Origin of the sequence: Alteromonas naphthalenivorans, assembly GCF_000213655.1 — a bacterium.
Taxonomy (GTDB): domain Bacteria; phylum Pseudomonadota; class Gammaproteobacteria; order Enterobacterales; family Alteromonadaceae; genus Alteromonas; species Alteromonas naphthalenivorans.
Map to the genome: position 1 here is coordinate 980658 of NC_015554.1, position 21799 is coordinate 1002456.

A 21799-nucleotide genomic window follows, 5' to 3' on the forward strand; every position below is an offset into this window, starting at 1 on the left:
TCACTAGGGTTTTGCGGGGGGAAGTGGTACCAACGGCCCCATGATCGCTATATCTTGCCAACGCGATTGATACGGCGGTGCCACCACAACCTTCAATTGTTGGGTAATCGCTTGGCTTTTAGGTTTTACTTTTTCGATGAGCTCTTGCGCTTCATCAAGGGCCTCTTCTTCATTTAGTTTTTCTTCAGTCGTTAACCCACTTTCTTCACTAAGCGTTTCGTCTGCACGTAAAGCTTCATCCGTATGGTTCAACTGGGGTAAAGGCTCTACAACTTGTTCTAAGGTCACGGCTTTTGCTGCGCTCGTGGTAGACGAGGGCGTAATGGCGATATATGCATCTTGATTGGCATTCACATTAATTAGTAGAGTCGTTTGGTCGGTTTCAAGTTGTTGCCGAGCTTGTTGCACTGCGTTAAGTTGCTGCCATTGTCCGTATATTTGCTGGTAAAGCTTCAGTCCAGCGGTAAAGGTCAGCGCAAAGAGTCCTGATGCAATTATTACCTCTATGAGCGAAAACCCTTGTGTCTTTTTAATTAAAGTCATGCCAACTCCCGGGTATGGGTTGCATCTTTTGCAAACCGCTAGATTGTTGAAGGGTGCGTAATACACTAAGATTGAAATTGATGTGCCCGTGAAAAACTCTAGATACTTCCTCATTGCTTACCATGGCGCCTTCAAGCTTGGCCGAAGAGGCGATAGTGGCCACGGGTATAACAGGGTGGGAACTACTAGAAGAGCTGGAAGGCACACTGGTGTCGCCTAATATCACTACTAACCCGTAAATTTGAGCATGGGTATCAAGGGTGAAATCCCCCTTTTCTACTACAAGTAAAACAGGTTGACTCGCTGACCCTATAATTTCACTGGGCGAAATATGGCAGTCACCACGCACCCAAAACACGAGATGGCGAGTAAGATCGTCGCAGTCGTTTGCTATGCGCGGCTTTGGAAAAAACATCGGCGTAAAGTTACTGTAATGTCGTTCAAAAAGGTGGGGCAATATAGCGTTAGTCGCACCGGTTATTACACCGTTGGCAGGAAGACGAACTATGGCGGGGTGGCGTAAAAAACCTTGTCTAATGAATAGCGACGTAACAGGGTGAGTTATGGACACGGTAAACAGCGTTAAATACTGAGAATCTCTTCCTGAATAGTGAGTCGCCGTCACTGATGCTCGCGCGAATAGACTTGCGGTTTGTTGCCAATCTTCGCTGATACGCAGTTGCTCGGTTAATTGTGTCATGTCGTTGTGCAATGTATTCATCACCTCAACATAAGCAATACTGCGCTTACTGGCTTGAAACTCACTGGTAAGTAGTGCGTTGGTTGCCCACAGTGCCAGTGTTATTAAGCTTAACAGTATACCCACCACACTTAACAATACGGCGCCATTTACCTTACTAGGACATTGCCAAGCGCTTGCCTCTCTTGCACCTATCACATGTTTTTGAACGACTAGTGAGGATGAGTAAAAATCGGCGTTATTTCGCATTGGCAACTCGTAAATACAGATGTTGCTCGGCGGTGAGTTCTGCGGACGCCTTGCTTTGTAGTGCAAGCTCAACTTTGTAAACCGGGGCATGGTTTATCTCACCGTGCAAAGATATAGTGAATTGAGTGACTTTTAATTCTGATGTATCTGTAAGATCGTGCCATCCACCTTGCTCGCAACTTTTGCTCGCTACACGGTACTCAAGGGCTTTATTGCGCAATCGAAAACCTAACAATTCTGCGGGGGCTTCATGACTAATGTCGCCGTCAGCATTTTTATCATAGGAAAATAAGACACAAGAATTTTCGGCCTCTAGCGGATGATGGCTGATGTTGATAGCAGGCGGTAGTAATGCGCTGTTGGCAAAAATTTCTTCAAAAGGGCGCGCCACGAATCCGGCCCGCTGGAGTTGTAGCGAGAGAGAATGGCTAATAAGCCGTAACTCACTTTGCAGTGCTAATTGTTGCTGAAAATAACCTAGTTCTTTAGAGATAGTCGCAGCGCCCATGGCAGAAAAAAGAACCAATGTTGTACTGATGGCCATGGCTATGGTGAGCTCTACTAGGCTAATACCAGAGGACGTTAACATAGCGGAATTCCCTCTAGTGAAGTAGAAGTGCAATACCGCACACGGCCTAGGTTATTAATGATAACTTTGCCGGTGTATCGAGCGTTACTTATGGTGACTGTCATTGCGCTGCCGAAACTCATGCCATGAGTTCCATCGAACGTCAGCAACGCCTTTTTATTGGCTGGACTAGCAATGACTGCATGATAACTTTGCATAATAAGCCGTTTCTGCTGGCTAATAACGTGGCAACTGCTTGCTACATGGCAATCACAGTCACTTGCTGACGTTAAGCCGATACAATGATTTGCTGAAGCGTCTACGACTAGGGTAATCGCCTTACGCTCAGAGATAGAAAGCGTGCGGGCGTACTTTGCAATGTCAGCGGTATGCTTTAACGCGCTCTTTATAGCGATGGCTTGTCGCCATTCAACAAAAGAGGGGGCAGCTATGGCGGTGAAAATGACCACAATGCAAAGCACCACAAGTAACTCTAACAAGGTAAATCCACCTGCTTTAATTAAAACCATGCCTTAGTCCGGTTATTTGTCATTTGTTTGCTGTTAGGTTTACAGCATAGCGAATCAACAAATAGAGGGCTGCTGTACCATGGAAGGGAAAATCAATTTAATTAAGATGGGAGGGATTACGTTAATCGAGCTTTTGGTCGCTGTTGCGATTGTGGGTATTGTTTCTATGTTCGCCATTCCCAGTTATTCATCAACCATCGCGCTTGCAAATAAGCATGAAACCATTAGCTATTTGCTCACTTTGCAAATAAAGCAAGAACGGTATTGGTTGAGTGAAGGTAAATACTCGGGGCTTAGTGGATTGCCGGCACCCAATATTGACGGCGTTACACTGACATACAGCGAATCTAAGAATGGAAATTATAGCATTGTTGCGTCTTTAAGCTTTTTGGACAAATCTAACCCTTGTCGGTTGCTAACTATCACCCCTTACGAAAATTTACCCCATGGATGTTGGGGAAGGTAGCCTATCATGGACTTACCATTAGTCCGCTGCGAATCAGGTCATGACAAGGAATTAAGGACAAGGTATTAAGGGCAAGTTAGAGCGGTGCCAGATAAATCTTCATTAATACCATCGTCGTCACTGTCGATGGCAACAGATATTCTACCGTAGAGTGACAATAGCAGGGCAGAAGCATAAGAGGCATCTTTACTCTTTGGGCAGATGGTTATGGTTGCACTGTTACTAATACTGCCTTGTTCAGAAAACGAAATAGCGCCAGAAATGCCACTGATTGTATTGCCTGAGTTCAGCGGGTCGCTGCTGGCAATAAGTGGTTCACTGCTATCTCTGCTTCCATTTGAGTTTTCATCAATAAAGACCATTTTCGCGTTGGCCCAATCGCTGACACAGGTGCTATAACTCGTGGTCGGACAAAGTATCACGTTAAACTGTTCGTTAATGGCACTAAACCTAGCTTGCTGTGCAATAGCGCTCAACGTATTGATGTCGCCGGTTACTCTATTTTTGACTAAAATAGTATTAATAGACGGGGCAACGACTCCTACTAAGATTGCCAAAATGGCGACCGTAATTAGCATCTCTAAAAGAGTCAGGCCGTATTGAAGACGCAAAGCGCTAGAAGACTTTATTTTCACTGAGATTTATTTACTAGGTTAATTTAACAATGATATTAGCGTTAGCCTCTATTATTACAACAATAAAGGTCAACGCGCGTGAACATTCAAGGTAAACCAATTTGCCTCGAAATGGGTATAAAAAAAGGCGTGTAGGCATGCCCGAAGATACAAAAAGTAGTGAATTTCAACGATTAATGAAGTTTGAATTCTTTTACCACTAACATCTAAGGCGAGTTTATCGTAAACTCAGGTATCAGGACGCCCACTCACTAATTGGACATTATAATGCAAAAACAAGCAGTTATTGAAGAAATGAAAGTGCTGCCTGAAATCGATGTGGCATTTGAAGTTACTCGTCGAGTGGCTTTCATTAAAAAGCAGCTTCTTACGTCAGGTTTAAATTCACTGGTGCTAGGCATTAGTGGCGGTATCGATTCTTGTACGTTGGGTAAATTAGCTCAGTTAGCAGTGAATGAGTTAAACCAAGAAAAGCACGAAAATTTTCAGTTTGTCGCTGTTCGTTTACCTTACCAAACGCAAGCCGACGAAGCTGATGCTCAGTTGTCGATAGACTTTATTGAGCCTTCCCATTCTGTGACGGTTAATGTTCAGCCCGGTGCAGATGCTATTCATGCTTCTACCACTGAATCATTATCAAGCGCTGGTTTATTACCTGAAAGTGAAGCAAAGCGTGACTTCGTTAAAGGTAATGTAAAAGCACGAACCCGTATGGTGATTCAGTATGAAATTGCCGGAATGGTTGATGGATTAGTGTTAGGCACTGACCATTCAGCAGAAAATATTACGGGTTTTTATACAAAGTATGGCGATGGAGCGTGTGATTTAGCGCCTTTGTTTGGGTTGAGTAAACGCCAAGTTCGACAACTGGCCTCGCACTTAGGTGCCCCCCAAACTGTTATCACTAAAGCGCCCACCGCCGATCTCGAAACTCTCGCGCCGCAAAAAGCTGATGAACAAGCTCTTGGCATGACATACGATCAAATTGATGACTTCTTAGAAGGCAAATCAGTGTCTGCTGAGGTGGATGAAAAGTTGTTGTACATTTATCAGCGTACTCAGCACAAGCGCGTACCTATTCCAACCATTTATGATGAGTAGTTACCATGAAAAAGATTGAAGCGATAGTCAAACCGTTCAAGATGGACGATGTAAGGGAAGCATTAGCCGAAGTCGGTATTGCTGGAATGACAGTGTCTGAAGTAAAAGGCTTCGGACGCCAAAAAGGACATACTGAACTTTATCGCGGTGCTGAATATCAAGTGGATTTTCTGCCTAAAATTAAAATTGAGCTAGTGCTTGATGATGAGCGCGTCGAGCAGGCGATAGAAGCTATCGAAAACTCTGCAAAAACAGGCAAAATTGGTGACGGCAAAATATTCGTATTTAACGTTGAGTCAGCGGTGCGAATTCGTACGGGTGAGCAAAACGAAGACGCGATATAAATAGGCATTATTGACTAACGCTTTGTGTTGCAGTCAATATCAAAAAAGGGAGCCTTAGGCTCCCTTTTTAGTTAGTGCGTTTATCACGAAGCAACAGTATTAGTGGTCGTGACCACAGCCGCCTGGCGTATGGGCATGGCCGTGCTCTAATTCTTCAGCAGTCGCATCGCGTACATCAACCACTTCTACATCAAAAGTAAGTGGAATGCCTGCAAGTGGGTGGTTACCGTCTACAACTACTTCGTCATCAGATGTCTCGATGATAATAACCGATTGCTCACCTTCTGGCGTGGTTGCACGAAAAGACATGCCAACTTCAACGTCCATGCCTTCAAACATTGAACTAGGTACGCGCTGAACGAGTTCATCAATACGTTCACCGTAGGCTTTCTCTGGCTCAACAGACAAGTTGAACTTTTCACCTTTCTCTTTACCTACCAATGCTTCTTCTAGTCCCTCAATAAGAAAGCGGCGCCCTTGAAGCACTACAAGCGGCTCCTTACCGGCTGAAGAATCAAGCTCGGTACCGTCTTCGGTTGAAACGGTGTAGTGAAGGGTGACAACGCTGTCAGAGGTTATAGTCATAATTTGTCCTGTAGTTTTGCCCTACTGGGCGATGGTTTTAAATTTATTAAAGATTATTTACGGTTTTTCACCAATGAGCTCTTAGCCTGCTCAATGCTGTACGGTAAAGGGCTAGGGTAGCAGGTAATTTCAACTTGATCAGCTAGGCGATGAATATCTTGCTCAGTGGTATCGTTTGAGAGCACAGCCATAAACCATGTTTCTTCGCTAAGTTCAGCTTTACGAATTACCATACCAGCGCGACGCCAGTTCTCGCCTAATTGCTTTTCTAGTGTATCGCCAGCGTTAATATGAAACGCTTTTGGCACTGAAAAACTATAGGCTGCACGCTTGTTTTTACCTAAGAATCGAGTGCGGGCAACCACTTCCTGGCCCATATAGCAGCCTTTGTCAAAATCGATACCGTTAAGTGCCTGCACATTCATCATTTGGGGAACGTATTCGCTGACCCCAGTTTCTTCGATAGACGGTATCGCACTTTCTATCATAATAGCATCGTATACATTTTGTTCAAAAATTGAGCCGTTGGTGTCTTTCACTTTTTGCTCAAATTCAGGGGCTCGCTCAGAATTCAGTACCACATAATAGCCGGCGCGCTGAGTATCACTTTTAAATACCCACCCTACATCACTGTGAACACTGGTTAATGGCTCACTAGGAAGGGTGTCGAAATAGCTACTAAGTAACATCTGCCCAAGGTTTTCACCTAAGAAGAATTGCGTGTACTGGTTTGATTCATCGGTTATATCTACCTTTGAGAACACACCGTACTTATTTAACTGCGCAAGGGAGTGCGCACCAGAGTCTTTGTTAGTTAGCATGAAGATAGCATTTCCATGGCGACCATTTCCATGGCGGCCCACAAACGAAATAGACCAGGTCTTTCCTTTGTTGTCACAATGGGCACAATACCTCACCGTATTCTCATCTAAAGCGTTAATGTTAACTGTCACTTGACCATGTAAGTAGCTGTCAGCTTGCTCGCCTTCCAGCTTTATTAGCATGTTGTCATTTAACTTAATTGCATAGTGCGAAGGTAAATCAGAAAGAGTCGTTAACGCTGTCATCAAAGATTCCGAATGAAGAATTTATAATGTAGTAGGTGAGGGGTTTGCGCGCTTTATCAAGGGGAACCCTTAAGATTATCGTGTTTTGTGGTTAATTCGTGCTATCTACGGTGCTATTGAAACGCCTTTCTGTCTAAAAGGGCAGTGATCCTTCGCCCATCACCGTGGTAATATGATGACAGTGTTAAAACAATAATTAAGAATGTGAATATATGTTTGAGCCAAAAAGACGTGCTAGATTAAAGTGGGCATGCCGCAGAGGGATGTTGGAACTTGATGTGTTACTCATGCCTTTTGTAGATGAAGCCTTCGACTCGCTTGATTACGAACAACAAGAAATATTCGAACGCTTACTTACCAGCGACGATCCAGACTTGTTTGCATGGTTTATGGGCCATCAACAATGCCAAGATCCAGAACTTGCTGGTATGGTGTCTACTATCGTTAATCGTGTCAAAGTACAGGGTTAAACTCACTTATTCGCCGTGGCGAAAAATAGTAGGAATGCTAATTCTTATTGCCGCTTTTGGCTTTAGTATTATAAATTTACCTGAAGCCTTGTGGACGTGGGTAAGTCCAAGTTGGCTTTGGTTATGCGCGCTTGCGTGTTTGCCGGTGTATATCGCTTTCTGCTTGAGTGTATGGCGTAAATTGAGCAAACCGACGACGGTGCCATCTAATGATGTTTACACGCTTACGGACAATGGTTCATTGCGGGCGTTGATGGTATCGGGAGAAGAGATTTATTCGCCAGCAGTGAATCTTCACAAGTCATCATTACTGTTGCCATGGGGTCTAAGCCTTCATGTAGAACGAACTGCGCGAAAATGGTACCAGCCGTATTACGAGCATGTGCGCTGGGTATTAAAAGGTGAATGCTCTGAAGCAGATTATCGACGGCTATGCCGAGCGATAATCTTCGCTCAAGGAGCAGGCCAAACAAGGAATAACATTGATGTTTCGTGAGTATGCAAAAGCTTTATTAAAACGTGTCGATACCCGACAGTTAATGCAATTCAAACCACCCACATTACCGCCTCGCATTTACACCAAACAACTTAATATTGACAACAAGCACTACGGTGCATTCTGTCAAGAAGTGGCGTGGCAAGATGCTGCTACCATGCATCCTTTGTATCTGCAAATGCTGTCTCTTCCCCTTCAAATACAGTGTTTGCTCGATAAGAAAAGCCCGTTTCCATTACTGGGATTAATACATGCGGCTAATCGCGTAGAAGTGCTAGAAGAATGCGATTTAAGCGAGACGTTTGAATGCAGGGTTCGATTCAGCGATGTCAGGCCGCACTCACGTGGCTGGGAAGTCGATGTTTCCTTAGAGGCTTTTCAACAAGGGCGCTGTGTTTATAAAGCAATCAGTAGCTACTTGGTGAAGGTGAAAGCGGTACATGTGGCGCCCAGAGCGCCTGTACAAGATACCACTGAAGCCTGTGTCGATAGCCCTAAAAACTTGCTTGCAGAGCTTGATGTAACGGCCGATACCGGCAGGCGTTACGCGAAAATTTCTGGCGACTATAATCCCATTCATTTGTTTGGACTAAGTGCCAAAGCATTTGGCTTTAAGCGCCCGATTGCCCATGGAATGTGGACACTGGCCCGCGCGTTATCATTCGTACCAGTATCGAACGGTCAGCATATTTCAGATGTGGTTTGCCGTTTTAAACGACCCGTTATGCTGCCTTGCAGCATTAACATCTATCAAATGTGTCAAGATGAAGACCGCTCTATCTTGGAAATTACGAGCAGTGATGATCAGCAAGTACACCTAGATGCAGAGGTCTCAACGCTGTAGGTCAAAGCTGTTATGACGAAACAGTAACAAGGTTATTATTATCAGCCGATAAGTCGGTCTGTTTGGTTCGGTGCTTTTTATGACCAGCTAGTTATGATCTGATAGTCATGACCTGCTAGCCATGAGCTACTAGGTCTTCGTGCTGTAATTTCAGGACTTTGTATTCGATTTATTAAAAAGAAATAAGCCGAGTGCAGCTCAACGTCGCAATATAAATAAAAAAGCCCACTTTCCTAATATAGTGTATTGAACACGCTGTATTAGGAAGTGGGCTTTTTCGTATCTCTATTAAATAGCTATTGTATTTCTATTGTATGTCTATTGTCTTTTCAAGCCACGCTGAAAACGCTACGGCTAGGTGTCTACTCACCCAAAATCATTAAGAAATAAGTGTGCCTGGTACCGTTGGTAAAGCATCTTTTTCGGGGCACAAAAAGGTGGGCTGAGGGTTTTCAAGTTGCCCAGGGTGATCTAGATTAAAGTGTAGGCCCCGACTTTCTTTTCGTTGCATAGCGCAGCGCACAATTAATTCAGCAACCGTCACTAGGTTTCTTAATTCAAGAAGGTTATTACTTACCCTGAAGTGCGCGTAGTATTCGGCAATTTCTTGCTCCAGTAGATTTATTCGGCGCATGGCGCGCTCTAACCGTTTGTCGGTTCGAACAATGCCTACATAATCCCACATAAATAAGCGTAGTTCGTGCCAGTTATGCTGAATAATAACTTCTTCATCAGAGTCTGATACCTGACTTTCATCCCAAGGCAAAATGGCTTCTTCACACGAGGCTGAAGGTAACGTAGAGATAATATGCTCGGCGGCAGCGCTGGCAAACACAACACATTCTAACAGTGAGTTAGATGCCATGCGGTTTGCCCCGTGTAAACCGGTATAGGCGACTTCTCCTATTGCATACACATTGGCTAAATCTGTTTTTCCATTGAAGTCGGTTACAACGCCGCCGCAGCTATAATGGGCTGCGGGCACCACTGGGATAGGCTCTCGGGTAATATCTATACCTAGTGAACGGCATTTACGATAAATATTAGGGAAGTGCTTAACGATGAAGTCAGCGGGTTTATGACTGATATCTAAATACATACAGTCAGCGCCAAGGCGCTTCATTTCATAATCAATGGCACGTGCAACCACATCCCGGGGGGCTAAATCGCCACGCTCGTCAAACTTGTGCATAAAGCGGGTGCCATCGGCGTGACATAAGTTCGCGCCTTCACCACGTAGGGCTTCTGTAATAAGAAAATTTCGGGCTTGCGGGTGGAATAAGCAAGTTGGGTGAAACTGATTAAATTCCATATTGGCTACACGACAACCAGCACGCCAAGCCATAGCAATACCGTCGCCACTGGAAACGTCTGGGTTTGAGGTATATTGGTAAACCTTGCTTCCACCACCCGTTGCTAGTGAGATAAAGGGGGCGCGAATAACTTCAACGTGCTCTTGTTGGCGGTTCCACACATATGCGCCAATAACCCGCTTTTTATCGTCTTTCGACGGAATAAGATCGATAGCGTTGTAACGTTCGAAAACGTGAATATTAGGATGTGCAGAAACTGCATCGTTTAATGTTATTTGCAGTGCTTCGCCGGTGGCATCGGCGGCGTGAAGAATGCGTCTGTGACTATGCCCACCTTCGCGGGTGAGGTGGAAACGCTCTTCACCAGACTCTGTGGTTTCGGTATCAAACGGCACACCGTAACTAATTAGCCAGCTCAATGCTTCTTTGGCTCGTTCGGTAGTAAAGCGTACGGCAGGTTCATCGCACAGGTCGCCGCCCGCTTTTAATGTATCTTGTACATGCGCATCGATAGAGTCTTGCTCATCGAACACCGCAGCAATACCGCCTTGGGCATAACGGGTAGACCCTTCATTACGATCGCTCTTACTGAGCACAATAACCTGACAGTGGTCGGCAAGCCTAAGTGCAAGGCTAAGCCCAGCTGCGCCGCTACCTATAATCAGTACATCACATCGATGTTCAATTGAATTTGATGTGGAAGTTAGTGAAGATGACACTGATTTCATGTATTTTTGTATATATTAAACGAGCAAAGGTTCGGCAAGTCTAAAGGATGAGTGGCAAAACACAATGATCTAGATGGCTTTCCCTAAGCATTTTTAAATATTTTTAATGCTAATACAGAACTTTTTGTAACAGTACGCGTCTATATCAATGCTTGTTAGAGCTATTGGGTAGTTGAAGTAGGAGTAATGGCTCGAATGAGCGAGCAGATAACCGACCAACAATTGGTCGAAAAAGTACAGCGTGGCGATAAAAATGCATTTAACTTACTGGTAACTCGCTATCAGCACAAAGTTATGCATTTGGTATCGCGCTATGTAAAAAACAGCGGTGATGTGGCTGATGTTACCCAAGAAGCGTTTATTAAAGCTTATCGGGCATTACCAAACTTTCGTGGCGACAGTGCGTTTTACACTTGGTTGTACCGTATCGCGGTAAACAGTGCTAAAAACTATCTTGTTGCGCAAGGAAGGAAGCCACCCGCTAGTGATGTCGACGCAGACGAAGCAGACTTTTACGAAGGCAGTGATGCGCTTAAAGAGCAATCCACGCCAGAACGCAGTTTGTTAACGGATGAAATTGAAGAAACCTTATTTAAAGTGGTGGAAAAGTTACCTGATGACCTTCGCATGGCTATAACCCTTCGTGAAATAGAAGGGCTAAGTTATGAGGAAATTGCAAATGTGATGGCGTGCCCAGTGGGTACAGTTCGTTCACGAATTTTCCGAGCGCGAGAGGCTATAGATAAAGTGATTCAGCCATTGTTAGAAAATTAAATATAATGAAAATGAACTTTCATTATATTGAGCAGACTAACAGCTGTGTTAGGGTATTAATTGATCACAGTTGATCAGGAAATGAATTTATGACGCAACAGCAAGAAAATTTGTCCGCTTTCATGGATGGCGAAATAGATGGCGATGCAATCATTGATGCAATTAAGCAAGATGAAGAATTGCAGGCCAAATGGCAACGCTACCATGTAATTAGGGGCGCAATGCGCAAAGAGGCCAGTGTCGCACCGCAGTTAGATATTACTGCCAGTGTTGCCGCCGCGCTTGAAAATGAGCCTGCTATTGTCGCGCCAAAAGCTTCACGTTGGCGTTCAATTCCAGTACTCGGCAGCGTAGTTTCTGGCGGTGTAGTGCCTTTTGCAAAACAGTCAGGTCAGTTTGCCGTTGCTGCATCCGTTGCGGTAGCAGTGATTTTAGGTGTTCAGCACTTCAATCAACCTGCGCCTACTGAGCCTTTCATGACAGCACCTACAGCAGGGCCGCAGGGTGGTTTAGCGCCAGTTAGCTTAGAGCAAACCCGCGCATTGCCTCGCAATGACATGAACGAAGTATTAGAGAAAAAGCGTAAAATCAATGCACTTATTGCTGATCACGAGCAGCAGGTAAAATTGAAACAAGCGCAAGAATCTGAAACTGACGATGCCGAGGCGAGTGCAGATAACCGCCCGTAAGCAGTTCATACGACGCTTAATAAGAATATCGTTTAATGAAAATAGATTATCGTAATAACGTACCAGCGCTTTTAGTGCTGGTACGCGTGTTTTTAGCCAACGTAAAAGTAAGTATTCGCATTCGGGCCTTCATTAAAGCCATGCTCTATGCCGTCGTAGCGTCTTTGGGTTTATCGTTTAGCGTCGTAGCGCAAGAAAATGTATCTGCGCAAAATACATCTTCAGAGCGCGCTGATACGTTGCCTTCAATTTTGCCCTCAAGCGCAGATGCTTCACAAACTTCGCCCCAGATAGCACCTCAATCAGTACCTCAAGCTACTGATGTAGTTGTAGTGAATCCCCATCCTCAAACAACGTCAGATTGGCTTATGCAACTAAGTGAAGTGGTGAAAACCCAAAACTTTGAAGTTGCTTTTGTTCAAAGTCGAGCGGGCCGCGAAACCATTCCCTTTTTATGGCGTCATGGAGTGCTAGAGGATGGCACCAGTATGGAGCAACTCAATTTACAAAATGGGCCAGGCCGCGAGCAAATTCGTGTTAATGGTATTGTGAGTGTGTTTGAACCTGATGTATCGCCGTATAGTCTTCGTTCTGAGTTTATCAATGGGCCTATCCCCAGTGAACTGCTTCATCATCCTGATAGATTGAAAAGCGGTTATGAATTTGTCTCTGTGGGCAGAGCACGCGTTGCAGGTAGACCTGCTCAACAAATCCGTATCGTTAGCCGCGACAATAGTCGCTTCAGCTACCAGCTATGGTTAGATGAAGATTCAGGCATGGTACTGAAACTTAACATGCTTGATTTGCAGGGCGGATTGTTAGAGCAGATTCAAGTAACCTCACTTAAAATAACCGACGCCCCTGATGACTATTTCGCACGAATTAATCAGGCGTCTTTACCTAAGCCTATGGCATTAACGCAAAAGCAATCGCGCCAACCTAATTGGGAAGTTAAGTACTTGCCTAATGGTATGGAAGAAGTGCGTGGTGATACTCGTCGTCTTGCCTTAACGGGGCAAGTGGTAGAATATAAAATGTACAGTGATGGATTGGTCGATGTGTCTGTTTATGTACAACCAGCAAAAGATGCCCTTGGTGGTGATTTAGTGCTTAGAAATGATTTGAGTACTTTTTTAACCCTTACCGATGGAAACACGCAAGTGACCGTGGTGGGTGAAATACCACTGCAAACAGCAAATGCTATTGCTACCTCGCTTTCTCCTATGGCAGATAAATAATGATCACTGAAACCGCACGCGTGGTTGCTGTAGAGGGTGATCTTATTACCGTCGAGGCCGCCATTAAATCGACTTGTAGCAGTTGCCAAGCCCAAAGTGACTGTGGCACGGGGGCTATATCCAGAGCATTAGCGCCTAAAACTCAGCAGCTAACATTGCGTTCACCTATGCCGGTAACGATAGGGCAAGACGTAACGGTGGGTGTACCTGAAGAAGGGGTGTTAAGTGCCTCCGCGTGGCTGTATTTGCTACCCCTAACGGTTTTTATCGCGGTTTTTGCCTTTGGGAATGCCACGCTACCTTCCATTGGGCTTAGCCATGAATTGTGGGGGTTGCTACCCGCCGTCGCATTTACCTTTGTAACTTATAAAGCCATCGCATTTAAGCTTAAACGGCTTGATAAAGGTAAGTTTCAACCCGTACTATTGAATACAATTTAGCGTAATACTTGCGCGAATTCGGCAATATTATTACCAAAATGGCTACTTTGGCTTACACTATTCCAATCTTTGGCAATATAACCCACAAGCTTATTCGCTTTTGTGTAAAGAAATGGGTAAAATCCGCACGCGCTAGCTACAACACAAACAATAGCTACCATTCTTTTTTATATTAATGAATTTTTCTGCAGGTAATTTCCAGCATTATGCAACAATCGCACATTCGTAACTTCAGTATTATTGCTCACATCGATCACGGTAAATCGACTCTGTCTGACCGTCTTATTCAACATTGTGGCGGGCTAGCCGATCGTGAAATGGCCGAACAGGTTCTTGATTCAATGGACTTGGAGCGGGAGCGTGGAATTACTATTAAAGCACAAAGCGTAACGCTTAATTACACTGCTAAAGATGGTGAAGTCTACCAGCTGAATTTCATCGATACGCCTGGACACGTAGATTTTACTTACGAAGTGTCTCGCTCACTTGCTGCATGTGAAGGTGCATTGTTAGTGGTTGATGCAGGGCAGGGCGTGGAAGCGCAAACCCTAGCTAACTGCTATACCGCTATGGACATGGACATGGAAGTGGTACCTATTTTAAATAAAATAGATTTACCACAGGCCGAACCAGAGCGCGTAGCCGAAGAAATTGAAGACATTGTTGGTATAGATGCCATTGACGCCGTTCGCTGCTCGGCAAAAACAGGTATTGGTATTGAAGATGTACTAGAAGTTATTGTAAATAAAATTCCTCCTCCGGGCGGTAACCGTGAAGAGCCGCTAAAAGCGCTTATCATTGATTCATGGTTCGACAACTACCAAGGGGTAGTGTCATTAGTTCGTATCGTAGAAGGCGAGCTTACTAAGAAAGATAAAATTCAAATCATGTCGAATGGCCAAACACACCAAGTTGATAAAATTGGTGTGTTTACCCCCAAAGCCCTAGATACAGGCGTGCTTCGCGCCGGTGAAGTAGGCTTTATTATTGCGGGTATTAAAGACATTCAAGGCGCACCGGTTGGCGATACTATTACCTTAGCGAGACAACCAGCGGTAGGCGCTTTGCCTGGCTTTAAGAAAGTTAAACCGCAGGTTTACGCAGGTATTTTCCCAATTAGTTCTGACGATTACGAAGATTTTCGTGATGCGTTAGCTAAACTAAGCTTGAATGATGCTTCATTGTTTTATGAGCCAGAAAGTTCGCAAGCGCTAGGCTTTGGATTCCGTATCGGCTTCCTTGGTATGCTTCATATGGAAATCATTCAAGAGCGTTTAGAGCGCGAATACGATTTAGGTCTTATTACGACGGCACCCACGGTAATCTACGAAGTAGAAACTACCAAAGGCGAAATTTTAAGCTGTGATAACCCGTCTAAGCTACCCGCAGTTAACGACATTGCCGAAATTCGCGAACCATTGGTGGAAGCAAATATTCTTGTGCCGCAGGAATACTTAGGTAACGTTATTACCTTGTGTGTTGAAAAACGTGGAATGCAAACCGCAATGACGTATCACGGTAAGCAAGTGGCGGTAACCTATGAGCTGCCTATGGCTGAAGTGGTTCTGGATTTCTTCGACCGTTTGAAATCAACAAGCCGTGGGTTTGCTTCTCTTGATTATAACTTCAAGCGTTTCCAAGTCTCTGACATGGTACGTGTAGATATTATGATTAATGGCGAGCGCGTAGATGCGCTAGCCATGATCACTCACCGTGATAATTCTCAAGGCCGTGGGCGTGAATTGGTTGAGAAACTCCGTGAGCTTATTCCTCGCCAGATGTTTGATATCGCTATTCAAGCTGCTATTGGCAATCACATTATTGCGCGTAGTACGGTGAAACAATTACGTAAAAACGTTATCGCCAAGTGTTACGGTGGTGACGTAAGTCGTAAGAAAAAGCTGCTTCAAAAGCAAAAAGATGGAAAGAAAAGAATGAAACAGGTAGGTAATGTTGAATTACCGCAGGATGCATTCCTGGCAATTTTGAAGGTAGGTAAGTAATGGCCAATTACTTTTCGCTTATTTTAGTACTTCTAACGCTAACTACTGGGCTGGTATGGCTGGTGGATAGTATGGTGTTTGCACCAAAACGAAAGGCGCGGTTACAAGAATCGGCAAAAGCAGAAGGGGCTAATTTTGCAGGTGAGCCACAGCTTCCGTACTTGGTTGATACCTCGCAGCAAATATTCCCAGTTATCGCTTTTGTATTGGTGTTGCGCTCGTTTATTTACGAACCATTTCAAATACCATCGGGCTCGATGATGCCAACCTTGTTGGTGGGCGACTTTATTCTGGTTGAGAAATTTTCTTATGGGATAAAAGACCCTGTATTTCGCAGTAAACTAGTGGAAACCGGCGTGCCAGAACGTGGCGATGTGGTGGTATTTAAATACCCTGAAGATACTTCAGTAGATTACATCAAGCGTGTTATAGGGCTGCCTGGCGACACCGTGGTGTATCAAGATAAACAGGTTTATATCAAGTCGAAATGCGAAGGTGCTGCAAAAAATTGCGGGAAGCTTACGGCTATGCCGTTAGATTTTGTCGGTCGAGACGAATTTGTTCAGGACATGGCTAAGCTGATGCGTTACACAGAAACGCTAGGTGACAAAGAGCACGACATACTGCGCCACCCCGTCAGAGAAATTTCTTCCAGTAACTTCTATACTCAGCCAGGTACACGTAGCAATGAATGGATTGTACCTGATGGTCATTATTTCGTACTAGGCGATAATCGTGACAACAGCAGAGATAGCCGTTTTTGGGGCTTTGTACCGGACGAAAACTTAGTAGGTAAAGCTGTTGCCATTTGGATTTCATTTGAATTCGAACGCGGCCGCGACAGTGTTTTACCAACATGGATCCCAACGGGCGTTAGATTTGAACGCGTAGGTGGCATTAATTAATGCAGGGTATTGATAAATATATTCGCTTGAGTAAAGCGTTAGGGTACACATTTAATAATGTAGCCTTGCTAGAGCAAGCGTTAACCCACAGAAGTGCTGCAAAGCAGCACAATGAAAGATTAGAGTTTTTGGGCGATGCTATTTTAGGTATGGTTATTGGTGAAACCTTGTTTAAGCGTTTCCCAGATGTGCCTGAAGGTAAGCTTACTCGTATGCGTTCCACCTTAGTAAAAGGTGATACGTTGGCCGAACTGGCCCGTGAAGCGAGTATGGGTGAATTACTACATCTTGGTCCCGGTGAGCTTAAAAGCGGTGGTCATCGTCGCAGTTCAATATTGGCAGACGCGGTGGAAGCTGTGTTAGGCGCAATTTACTTGGACTCAGGGATGGAAGAGGTTTGTAACGTTATCTACCATTTATGGGAAAGCCGTATTGAAGCGTTAAACCCCAATGCGCACCCTAAAGACAGCAAAACCCGTCTTCAAGAATACCTGCAAGGTCGTAAGCTACCGTTACCTTCTTATGAAGTTATCTCTATTTCAGGGAAAGACCACGCTCAAGTTTTTGAAGTTAGCTGCACAGTGACAACGTTAGATAAGCCCGTTTCGGCATCTGGAAATAGCCGAAGAAAAGCCGAGCAGGAAGCAGCTAGACTTACCTTGGAGACACTCGATGACACAGCCAAATGATACAACCCGATGTGGCTTAGTCGCTATTGTAGGGCGCCCCAACGTAGGTAAGTCGACGCTACTTAATAGATTGCTCGGGCAAAAAGTGAGTATTACGTCGCGTAAACCACAAACTACCCGCCACCGTATTTTAGGTATCGACACTGAAGGCGATTATCAAGCCATCTACGTAGATACTCCAGGCCTTCATAGCGAAGAAAAAAGCGCCATGAACCGTTATATGAACCGAGCCGCTTCAAGTTCTCTTGCCGAAGTGGGGTTGGTATTGTTCGTGATAGAAGGTACACGCTGGAACGACGACGATGAAATGGTGTTGTCTAAAGTGAAAGCCTCAGGTCTACCTTGCTACCTTATCGTCAACAAGATGGATAAAGTAGACGATAAAGAAGCCTTTATGGTTCACCTTCAAGGCCTATCAGAAAAATATAAGTTCGAGCATATAATCCCCATTAGTGCTAAACAGGGCAAAATGGTGGATGACATCCGAGAGCTTGTGGCGAAGAGTTTGCCTGAAAGCGAGTTTTTCTTTCCAGAAGATTACATTACCGATCGCTCAAGTCGCTTTATGGCCGCTGAAATCATTCGCGAAAAGCTAATGCGCTTCACGGGGGACGAACTTCCTTACGCCACGACGGTAGAAATCGAACAGTTTAAGCTAGCTGAAAATGGTGTTTATCGTATCAGTGGTCTTATCCTTGTAGAGCGTGAAACGCAAAAGCGTATGATTATTGGCAAGGGTGGAAAGCACCTTAAAACCATTGGTGAACATGCCCGTAAAGATATGGAAAACTTGTTTGATAACAAAGTTTTCTTAGAAATGTGGGTTAAAGTGAAACAAGGTTGGGCTGACGATGAACGTGCTCTACGTTCGTTAGGTTATTCAGACGATAGTTAGCACTCAGCAATTATCTGTTTTGGGCTTAACGCAATAGTTGTTAGCCCAAAATATAATGTAAGAACGTGTAGCCCAAATCAAAAGCCCAAACGTATCAGCTAAAAAATCAGCTAGCATCCATTAGTTATAAAGCAATAAAAAGGGGTAGGTATGGCAATTTCTGATATGCGCAGACAATATGCAAAAGGGAGTCTGCAAGATAAAGACTTAACGGCTAATCCTTTTTCATTATTTGACCGTTGGCTAAAAGATGCCATCAGCGCTGAAATTCCCGATCCTACTGCTATGACTGTGGCGACCGTTGATGCTACAGGTCAGCCTTCTCAGCGCATCGTGCTGTTGAAAGATGTAAGTGAAGCTGGGTTTGTCTTTTTCACTAATTTAGGCAGCCGCAAAGCACAAGAGCTTGGTCAAAACCCCAAAGTTTCATGTCACTTCCCTTGGTTTTTTATGGAGCGACAAGTGAGAGTGTGCGGTGTAGTAGAAAAGCTTTCCTTTAAGGAAAACGCGACCTATTTCCTTTCTCGCCCTAAAGACAGCCAGTTGGCGGCTTATGCCTCTGAGCAAAGTAAACCTATTAGCAGTCGCGAGCTTTTGCATACTCAGTTTGCCCAAATGAAACAAAAGTTTGCGAATAAAACGCTACCCGCACCAGACTTCTGGGGCGGCTTTCGTATTGTTCCTCACCAAATAGAATTTTGGCAGGGCGGTGAAGACAGGTTGCATGACCGGTTCGAATATAACCGGGATGAAAATGGCAGCTGGAATACTCAACGTTTAATGCCTTAATAGGCACTGATTCTGGCATTCTTTAATGATTGATAGCCACTGCCATTTAGACTTGCCAGCATTTCAAGGTGACTGGCAGTCGGTGATAAGCCACGCCATCAGCGCCGGCTTAACACGCATTCTTATTCCTGGTACGCAAGTGTCGCAGTGGTCAACTCAACACGCTATACAATCCTTTGCGAACCAAAATACGCACGCTATTTCGATAGATATAGCGTGTGGTCTACATCCATACTTTTTGTCTACTAGCGAAACTGATAATGCCACGGCCTTAAGCGCACTAGAGCGTCTTTTATTTCAGACTAGTAGTGAGGTTGTCGCGGTAGGTGAAATTGGCTTAGATGGGCATATAGCGATACCTATGCAGCTTCAAAAAGCGATGTTTGAAGCGCAATTGGGATTAGCGAGTGAATACGCCCTTCCTGTCATTTTACATCACCGAAAAAGCCATCATCTTATTTTTGAAAGTCTCAAAAATACAGGATTTGCAGAAGGCGGCGTTATTCATGCATTTTCTGGCAGTGTAGAGGTGGCCAAAGCGTATGTCGATAAAGGTTTTTATATTGGCGTAGGGGGAACCATTACCTATGACAGAGCAAAGAAAACGCAAGAGACAATCATATACTTGCTTCAGCACCACCCAGACCGATTACTTCTTGAAACTGATTCACCTGATATGCCAATGCAGGGGCGACAAGGCGCTCGCAACAGCCCTGAATATCTTGGGGATGTACTGGCCGCGCTCGGTAAACTAGGGGAGTATGATGGGCAAGCCCTAAACGAACTTACCACCCAAAATTATCTTACGCTTTTTCATAAAGGGCTTTTTTGTAACAGACAATAAAAGGCCTAAAAACAGGTGAAGTTTGTTGGCTTGAGCTAACTTGGGTTAGCGAAAAATGGTGTTTAAGACTGAAAAACTCGAATTATCCACGGGCGAAACTTATAAAACCCTCGTGTTATATAAACACCTACAATCAATGCCAACACAATAACGGCGCTAATAATAAGCCACAATTGCTGGCGAAGCGTTAACGGACTGGAAAGTACCACCTCAGTGTCGATGTTAACGTTCAAATAGCCAATTACCTTGCCGTTATCATCGAGAATTTTTTCAACATGACTACTGGGAGCAACGTCTCGTTCTCTGGCTAGTGCTACCACACTGTCGACTCTTGGTAAGGGCGCAATATAAACGCCTTGGGCATTAAATACGCTTAAAGAGATAACGGCGGGTTCTTCTAATGCAATGGTAATTAAACGGGCTAGTTGAACCGTGTCTTGTGCCACTAAGGCAGGCTGTAAGATTTTTGAATATTGATTGCTAATGCTGGTACCCGGTTGGGCCGTTTGTACGTCAACCCAATGGGTCTGGTACTGCTGGTACATGAGAAATAGACCCACAGCCAATGCCACAGCGGTAGCCATGATAATAGTATGGATAAGCCGCTTGAAAGCAGTATAAGCCGAGTGTGAAACGCTGTGTTTGTGAGCAATGCGTTCGCTTTCTAAGTGGTTCAGCATTTCGCCTCAATTTCCTTTATCTTTATGCGGTAACAGTAGGGTAATTTTGACTAATTTGAAAGTGTGTATTTCCACATGTGTAATGATTGGGTAGCATATGGGCAAGACTAACAAAGGTTTGAATAAATAGTGATCACGTTTTTAAACGAAATACCGCCTCATGCAATGCATGATACCTCTTTTTTATCTACGCAGCTTACCACAAAGTCACCCAGTGAGGATGAAGCTGGTCTTTCAATTTTAACCGTTATTGGTCAAGCATTAACACCATACATTGTTAGTCAGGTTGTTGAGGGGTTTAGCGACATTTTTAATGCTACATCAATTCACTTACATCCGTTACACAACAAACTCGGTGATGGCGTGGTGGTAGTGAAAGGCCGCTTAAGTGAAAACGCCGACTCCCAAGCTGAGACTACAGTGCCAGCCCTAGTCGCGTCGTTATCAGCCCGTTATCATGTGGATTTAGGTATTCAAGATGTGCAGCCATCGCTTAACGAACCAGGTCTTCTTGTGATGGATATGGATAGCACGTTAATTGATATTGAGTGCATTGATGAAATTGCCAAACTAGCGGGCGTTGGTGAAAAAGTGGCTGCTGTAACCGAACAGGCCATGCGGGGCGAAATAGCATTTAACGATAGCTTGAACCATCGAGTGGCCTGCCTAGATGGTGTACCAGAACAACAGCTTCAACAAATACGTGATAGCTTGCCCATCATGCCAGGTGTACAGTTGCTGATTGCCATTCTAAAACAACACAATTGGAAGCTTGCTATTGCTTCAGGTGGTTTTACTTATTTTGCAAACCATTTAAAAGCCCGTTTAGATCTTGATGAAGCGGTGTCAAATACGTTGGTGATAGAGCAGGGCATATTGACCGGCGAAGTGTCTGGCGAAATTGTGAATGCTGAAGTGAAAGCGCGAACCGTGAAATCGTTGGCCGAACGTTGGGGAGTGCCGAGCGCGCAAACGGTTGCCATGGGTGACGGAGCAAACGATTTAGTGATGATGGCCGAATCAGCGTTAGGGGTGGCGTGCCATGGAAAGCCAGTTGTGAACGAAAAAGCTGACGTTGCTATTCGATTGGGCAGCCTACATTGTCTATTGTACTTTCTATCTTAGTAGTGAAATAGCTAACCTTGACTAGGGGGTATATTAGAATTTTAGCGGCGCAGTGTTGAGCGCGAAGAATAAATAGCGAGTGCAGGCTC

The 21799-nt window shown here is 44.5% G+C and carries 26 protein-coding genes; 17 read left to right on the forward strand and 9 right to left on the reverse strand.

Annotated elements, in window-relative coordinates; genetic code table 11:
- Nucleotides 1-3: 3 nt before the first annotated feature.
- Genes AMBT_RS04155 through AMBT_RS04170 form a run of 4 tightly spaced genes read right to left on the reverse strand, consistent with a single transcriptional unit; the run spans nucleotide 4 to nucleotide 2590 of the window.
- Nucleotides 4-543, reverse strand: a complete 540-nt coding sequence (locus tag AMBT_RS04155) for a PulJ/GspJ family protein (RefSeq protein WP_013783328.1) — start codon at nucleotides 541-543, stop codon at nucleotides 4-6.
- Entirely contained in the window at nucleotides 530-1492 is a 963-nt protein-coding gene (locus AMBT_RS22550) for a hypothetical protein (RefSeq protein WP_013783329.1), read from the reverse strand. Before AMBT_RS22550 ends, AMBT_RS04155 begins: the two co-directional genes overlap by 14 nt.
- Nucleotides 1482-2081, reverse strand: a complete 600-nt coding sequence (locus AMBT_RS21835) for a putative prepilin peptidase dependent protein (RefSeq protein WP_013783330.1) — start codon at nucleotides 2079-2081, stop codon at nucleotides 1482-1484. The genes AMBT_RS22550 and AMBT_RS21835 overlap by 11 nt, the downstream gene beginning before the upstream one ends.
- A complete protein-coding gene (locus AMBT_RS04170) occupies nucleotides 2075-2590 on the reverse strand; it encodes a prepilin-type N-terminal cleavage/methylation domain-containing protein (RefSeq protein ID WP_013783331.1) in 516 nt (171 codons plus the stop codon). Before AMBT_RS04170 ends, AMBT_RS21835 begins: the two co-directional genes overlap by 7 nt.
- 79 nt (nucleotides 2591-2669) lie before the next feature.
- Between AMBT_RS04170 and AMBT_RS04175 the strand changes: the two genes are divergently transcribed.
- Nucleotides 2670-3056 carry a type IV pilin protein gene (locus AMBT_RS04175; RefSeq protein WP_013783332.1) on the forward strand — a complete coding sequence of 129 codons (387 nt, stop codon included), beginning with the start codon at nucleotides 2670-2672 and terminating at the stop codon, nucleotides 3054-3056.
- A gap of 65 nt (nucleotides 3057-3121) precedes the next feature.
- Here the strand turns inward: AMBT_RS04175 and AMBT_RS04180 are convergent, their stop codons facing one another.
- The gene (locus AMBT_RS04180) at nucleotides 3122-3691 is read right to left on the reverse strand and encodes a GspH/FimT family pseudopilin (protein ID WP_013783333.1); all 570 of its coding nucleotides are present in this window, start codon (nucleotides 3689-3691) and stop codon (nucleotides 3122-3124) included.
- Nucleotides 3692-3958: 267 nt separating this feature from the next.
- Here AMBT_RS04180 and nadE point away from each other — a divergent pair, with 267 nt between their 5' ends.
- Nucleotides 3959-4792, forward strand: a complete 834-nt coding sequence (nadE, locus tag AMBT_RS04185) for an NAD(+) synthase (protein ID WP_013783334.1) — start codon at nucleotides 3959-3961, stop codon at nucleotides 4790-4792.
- 5 nt (nucleotides 4793-4797) lie between these two features.
- A complete protein-coding gene (locus AMBT_RS04190) occupies nucleotides 4798-5136 on the forward strand; it encodes a P-II family nitrogen regulator (protein ID WP_013783335.1) in 339 nt (112 codons plus the stop codon).
- 99 nt (nucleotides 5137-5235) lie between these two features.
- Here AMBT_RS04190 and AMBT_RS04195 read toward each other — a convergent pair whose 3' ends face one another.
- Nucleotides 5236-5721: an FKBP-type peptidyl-prolyl cis-trans isomerase gene (locus tag AMBT_RS04195; RefSeq protein ID WP_013783336.1), complete on the reverse strand. Its 486-nt coding sequence runs from the start codon at nucleotides 5719-5721 to the stop codon at nucleotides 5236-5238.
- 53 nt (nucleotides 5722-5774) lie between these two features.
- Nucleotides 5775-6788 (reverse strand): CAF17-like 4Fe-4S cluster assembly/insertion protein YgfZ, encoded by a 1014-nt coding sequence (gene ygfZ, locus AMBT_RS04200; protein ID WP_013783337.1) that lies wholly within the window; start codon nucleotides 6786-6788, stop codon nucleotides 5775-5777.
- Between the two features lie 212 nt (nucleotides 6789-7000).
- On the opposite strand from ygfZ, the gene AMBT_RS04205 reads away from it, so the two are divergent.
- The 3 genes from AMBT_RS04205 to AMBT_RS04215 are packed head-to-tail and all read left to right on the forward strand — an operon-like array spanning nucleotide 7001 to nucleotide 8598.
- The gene (locus AMBT_RS04205; protein ID WP_013783338.1) at nucleotides 7001-7258 is read left to right on the forward strand and encodes an FAD assembly factor SdhE; all 258 of its coding nucleotides are present in this window, start codon (nucleotides 7001-7003) and stop codon (nucleotides 7256-7258) included.
- Between the two features lie 34 nt (nucleotides 7259-7292).
- A complete protein-coding gene (locus AMBT_RS21840) occupies nucleotides 7293-7754 on the forward strand; it encodes a protein YgfX (protein WP_013783339.1) in 462 nt (153 codons plus the stop codon).
- A complete protein-coding gene (locus tag AMBT_RS04215; protein ID WP_013783340.1) occupies nucleotides 7744-8598 on the forward strand; it encodes a MaoC family dehydratase in 855 nt (284 codons plus the stop codon). The genes AMBT_RS21840 and AMBT_RS04215 overlap by 11 nt, the downstream gene beginning before the upstream one ends.
- A 379-nt stretch (nucleotides 8599-8977) precedes the next feature.
- Here the strand turns inward: AMBT_RS04215 and nadB are convergent, their stop codons facing one another.
- On the reverse strand, nucleotides 8978-10639 hold the full coding sequence (gene nadB, locus AMBT_RS04220; protein ID WP_013783341.1) for an L-aspartate oxidase: 1662 nt from the start codon (nucleotides 10637-10639) through the stop codon (nucleotides 8978-8980).
- Between the two features lie 195 nt (nucleotides 10640-10834).
- Here nadB and rpoE point away from each other — a divergent pair, with 195 nt between their 5' ends.
- The 10 genes from rpoE to AMBT_RS04270 all read left to right on the forward strand — a co-directional run bounded on the left by rpoE (nucleotide 10835) and on the right by AMBT_RS04270 (nucleotide 19905).
- Nucleotides 10835-11413, forward strand: a complete 579-nt coding sequence (gene rpoE / locus AMBT_RS04225) for an RNA polymerase sigma factor RpoE (RefSeq protein ID WP_013783342.1) — start codon at nucleotides 10835-10837, stop codon at nucleotides 11411-11413.
- Nucleotides 11414-11502: 89 nt separating this feature from the next.
- Nucleotides 11503-12102: a sigma-E factor negative regulatory protein gene (locus tag AMBT_RS04230; protein WP_013783343.1), complete on the forward strand. Its 600-nt coding sequence runs from the start codon at nucleotides 11503-11505 to the stop codon at nucleotides 12100-12102.
- 35 nt (nucleotides 12103-12137) lie between these two features.
- Nucleotides 12138-13340 carry a MucB/RseB family sigma factor regulatory protein gene (locus AMBT_RS04235; RefSeq protein ID WP_013783344.1) on the forward strand — a complete coding sequence of 401 codons (1203 nt, stop codon included), beginning with the start codon at nucleotides 12138-12140 and terminating at the stop codon, nucleotides 13338-13340.
- The gene (locus AMBT_RS04240) at nucleotides 13340-13780 is read left to right on the forward strand and encodes a SoxR reducing system RseC family protein (protein WP_013783345.1); all 441 of its coding nucleotides are present in this window, start codon (nucleotides 13340-13342) and stop codon (nucleotides 13778-13780) included. Before AMBT_RS04235 ends, AMBT_RS04240 begins: the two co-directional genes overlap by 1 nt.
- A gap of 206 nt (nucleotides 13781-13986) precedes the next feature.
- Nucleotides 13987-15783: a translation elongation factor 4 gene (gene lepA / locus AMBT_RS04245; RefSeq protein ID WP_013783347.1), complete on the forward strand. Its 1797-nt coding sequence runs from the start codon at nucleotides 13987-13989 to the stop codon at nucleotides 15781-15783.
- Complete coding sequence (gene lepB, locus AMBT_RS04250) at nucleotides 15783-16688, forward strand: signal peptidase I (RefSeq protein ID WP_013783348.1); 906 nt, start codon at nucleotides 15783-15785, stop codon at nucleotides 16686-16688. Before lepA ends, lepB begins: the two co-directional genes overlap by 1 nt.
- Nucleotides 16688-17377, forward strand: a complete 690-nt coding sequence (rnc, locus tag AMBT_RS04255; protein ID WP_013783349.1) for a ribonuclease III — start codon at nucleotides 16688-16690, stop codon at nucleotides 17375-17377. The genes lepB and rnc overlap by 1 nt, the downstream gene beginning before the upstream one ends.
- Nucleotides 17361-18272: a GTPase Era gene (gene era / locus AMBT_RS04260; RefSeq protein WP_013783350.1), complete on the forward strand. Its 912-nt coding sequence runs from the start codon at nucleotides 17361-17363 to the stop codon at nucleotides 18270-18272. Before rnc ends, era begins: the two co-directional genes overlap by 17 nt.
- A 150-nt stretch (nucleotides 18273-18422) precedes the next feature.
- On the forward strand, nucleotides 18423-19061 hold the full coding sequence (gene pdxH, locus AMBT_RS04265; protein WP_013783351.1) for a pyridoxamine 5'-phosphate oxidase: 639 nt from the start codon (nucleotides 18423-18425) through the stop codon (nucleotides 19059-19061).
- A gap of 25 nt (nucleotides 19062-19086) precedes the next feature.
- Complete coding sequence (locus tag AMBT_RS04270; RefSeq protein WP_013783352.1) at nucleotides 19087-19905, forward strand: TatD family hydrolase; 819 nt, start codon at nucleotides 19087-19089, stop codon at nucleotides 19903-19905.
- A gap of 62 nt (nucleotides 19906-19967) precedes the next feature.
- Here the strand turns inward: AMBT_RS04270 and AMBT_RS04275 are convergent, their stop codons facing one another.
- Entirely contained in the window at nucleotides 19968-20585 is a 618-nt protein-coding gene (locus AMBT_RS04275; RefSeq protein ID WP_013783353.1) for a hypothetical protein, read from the reverse strand.
- Nucleotides 20586-20711: 126 nt separating this feature from the next.
- Between AMBT_RS04275 and serB the strand changes: the two genes are divergently transcribed.
- Nucleotides 20712-21710, forward strand: a complete 999-nt coding sequence (gene serB / locus AMBT_RS04280; protein WP_417874134.1) for a phosphoserine phosphatase SerB — start codon at nucleotides 20712-20714, stop codon at nucleotides 21708-21710.
- The last annotated feature ends 89 nt before the right edge of the window (nucleotides 21711-21799 follow it).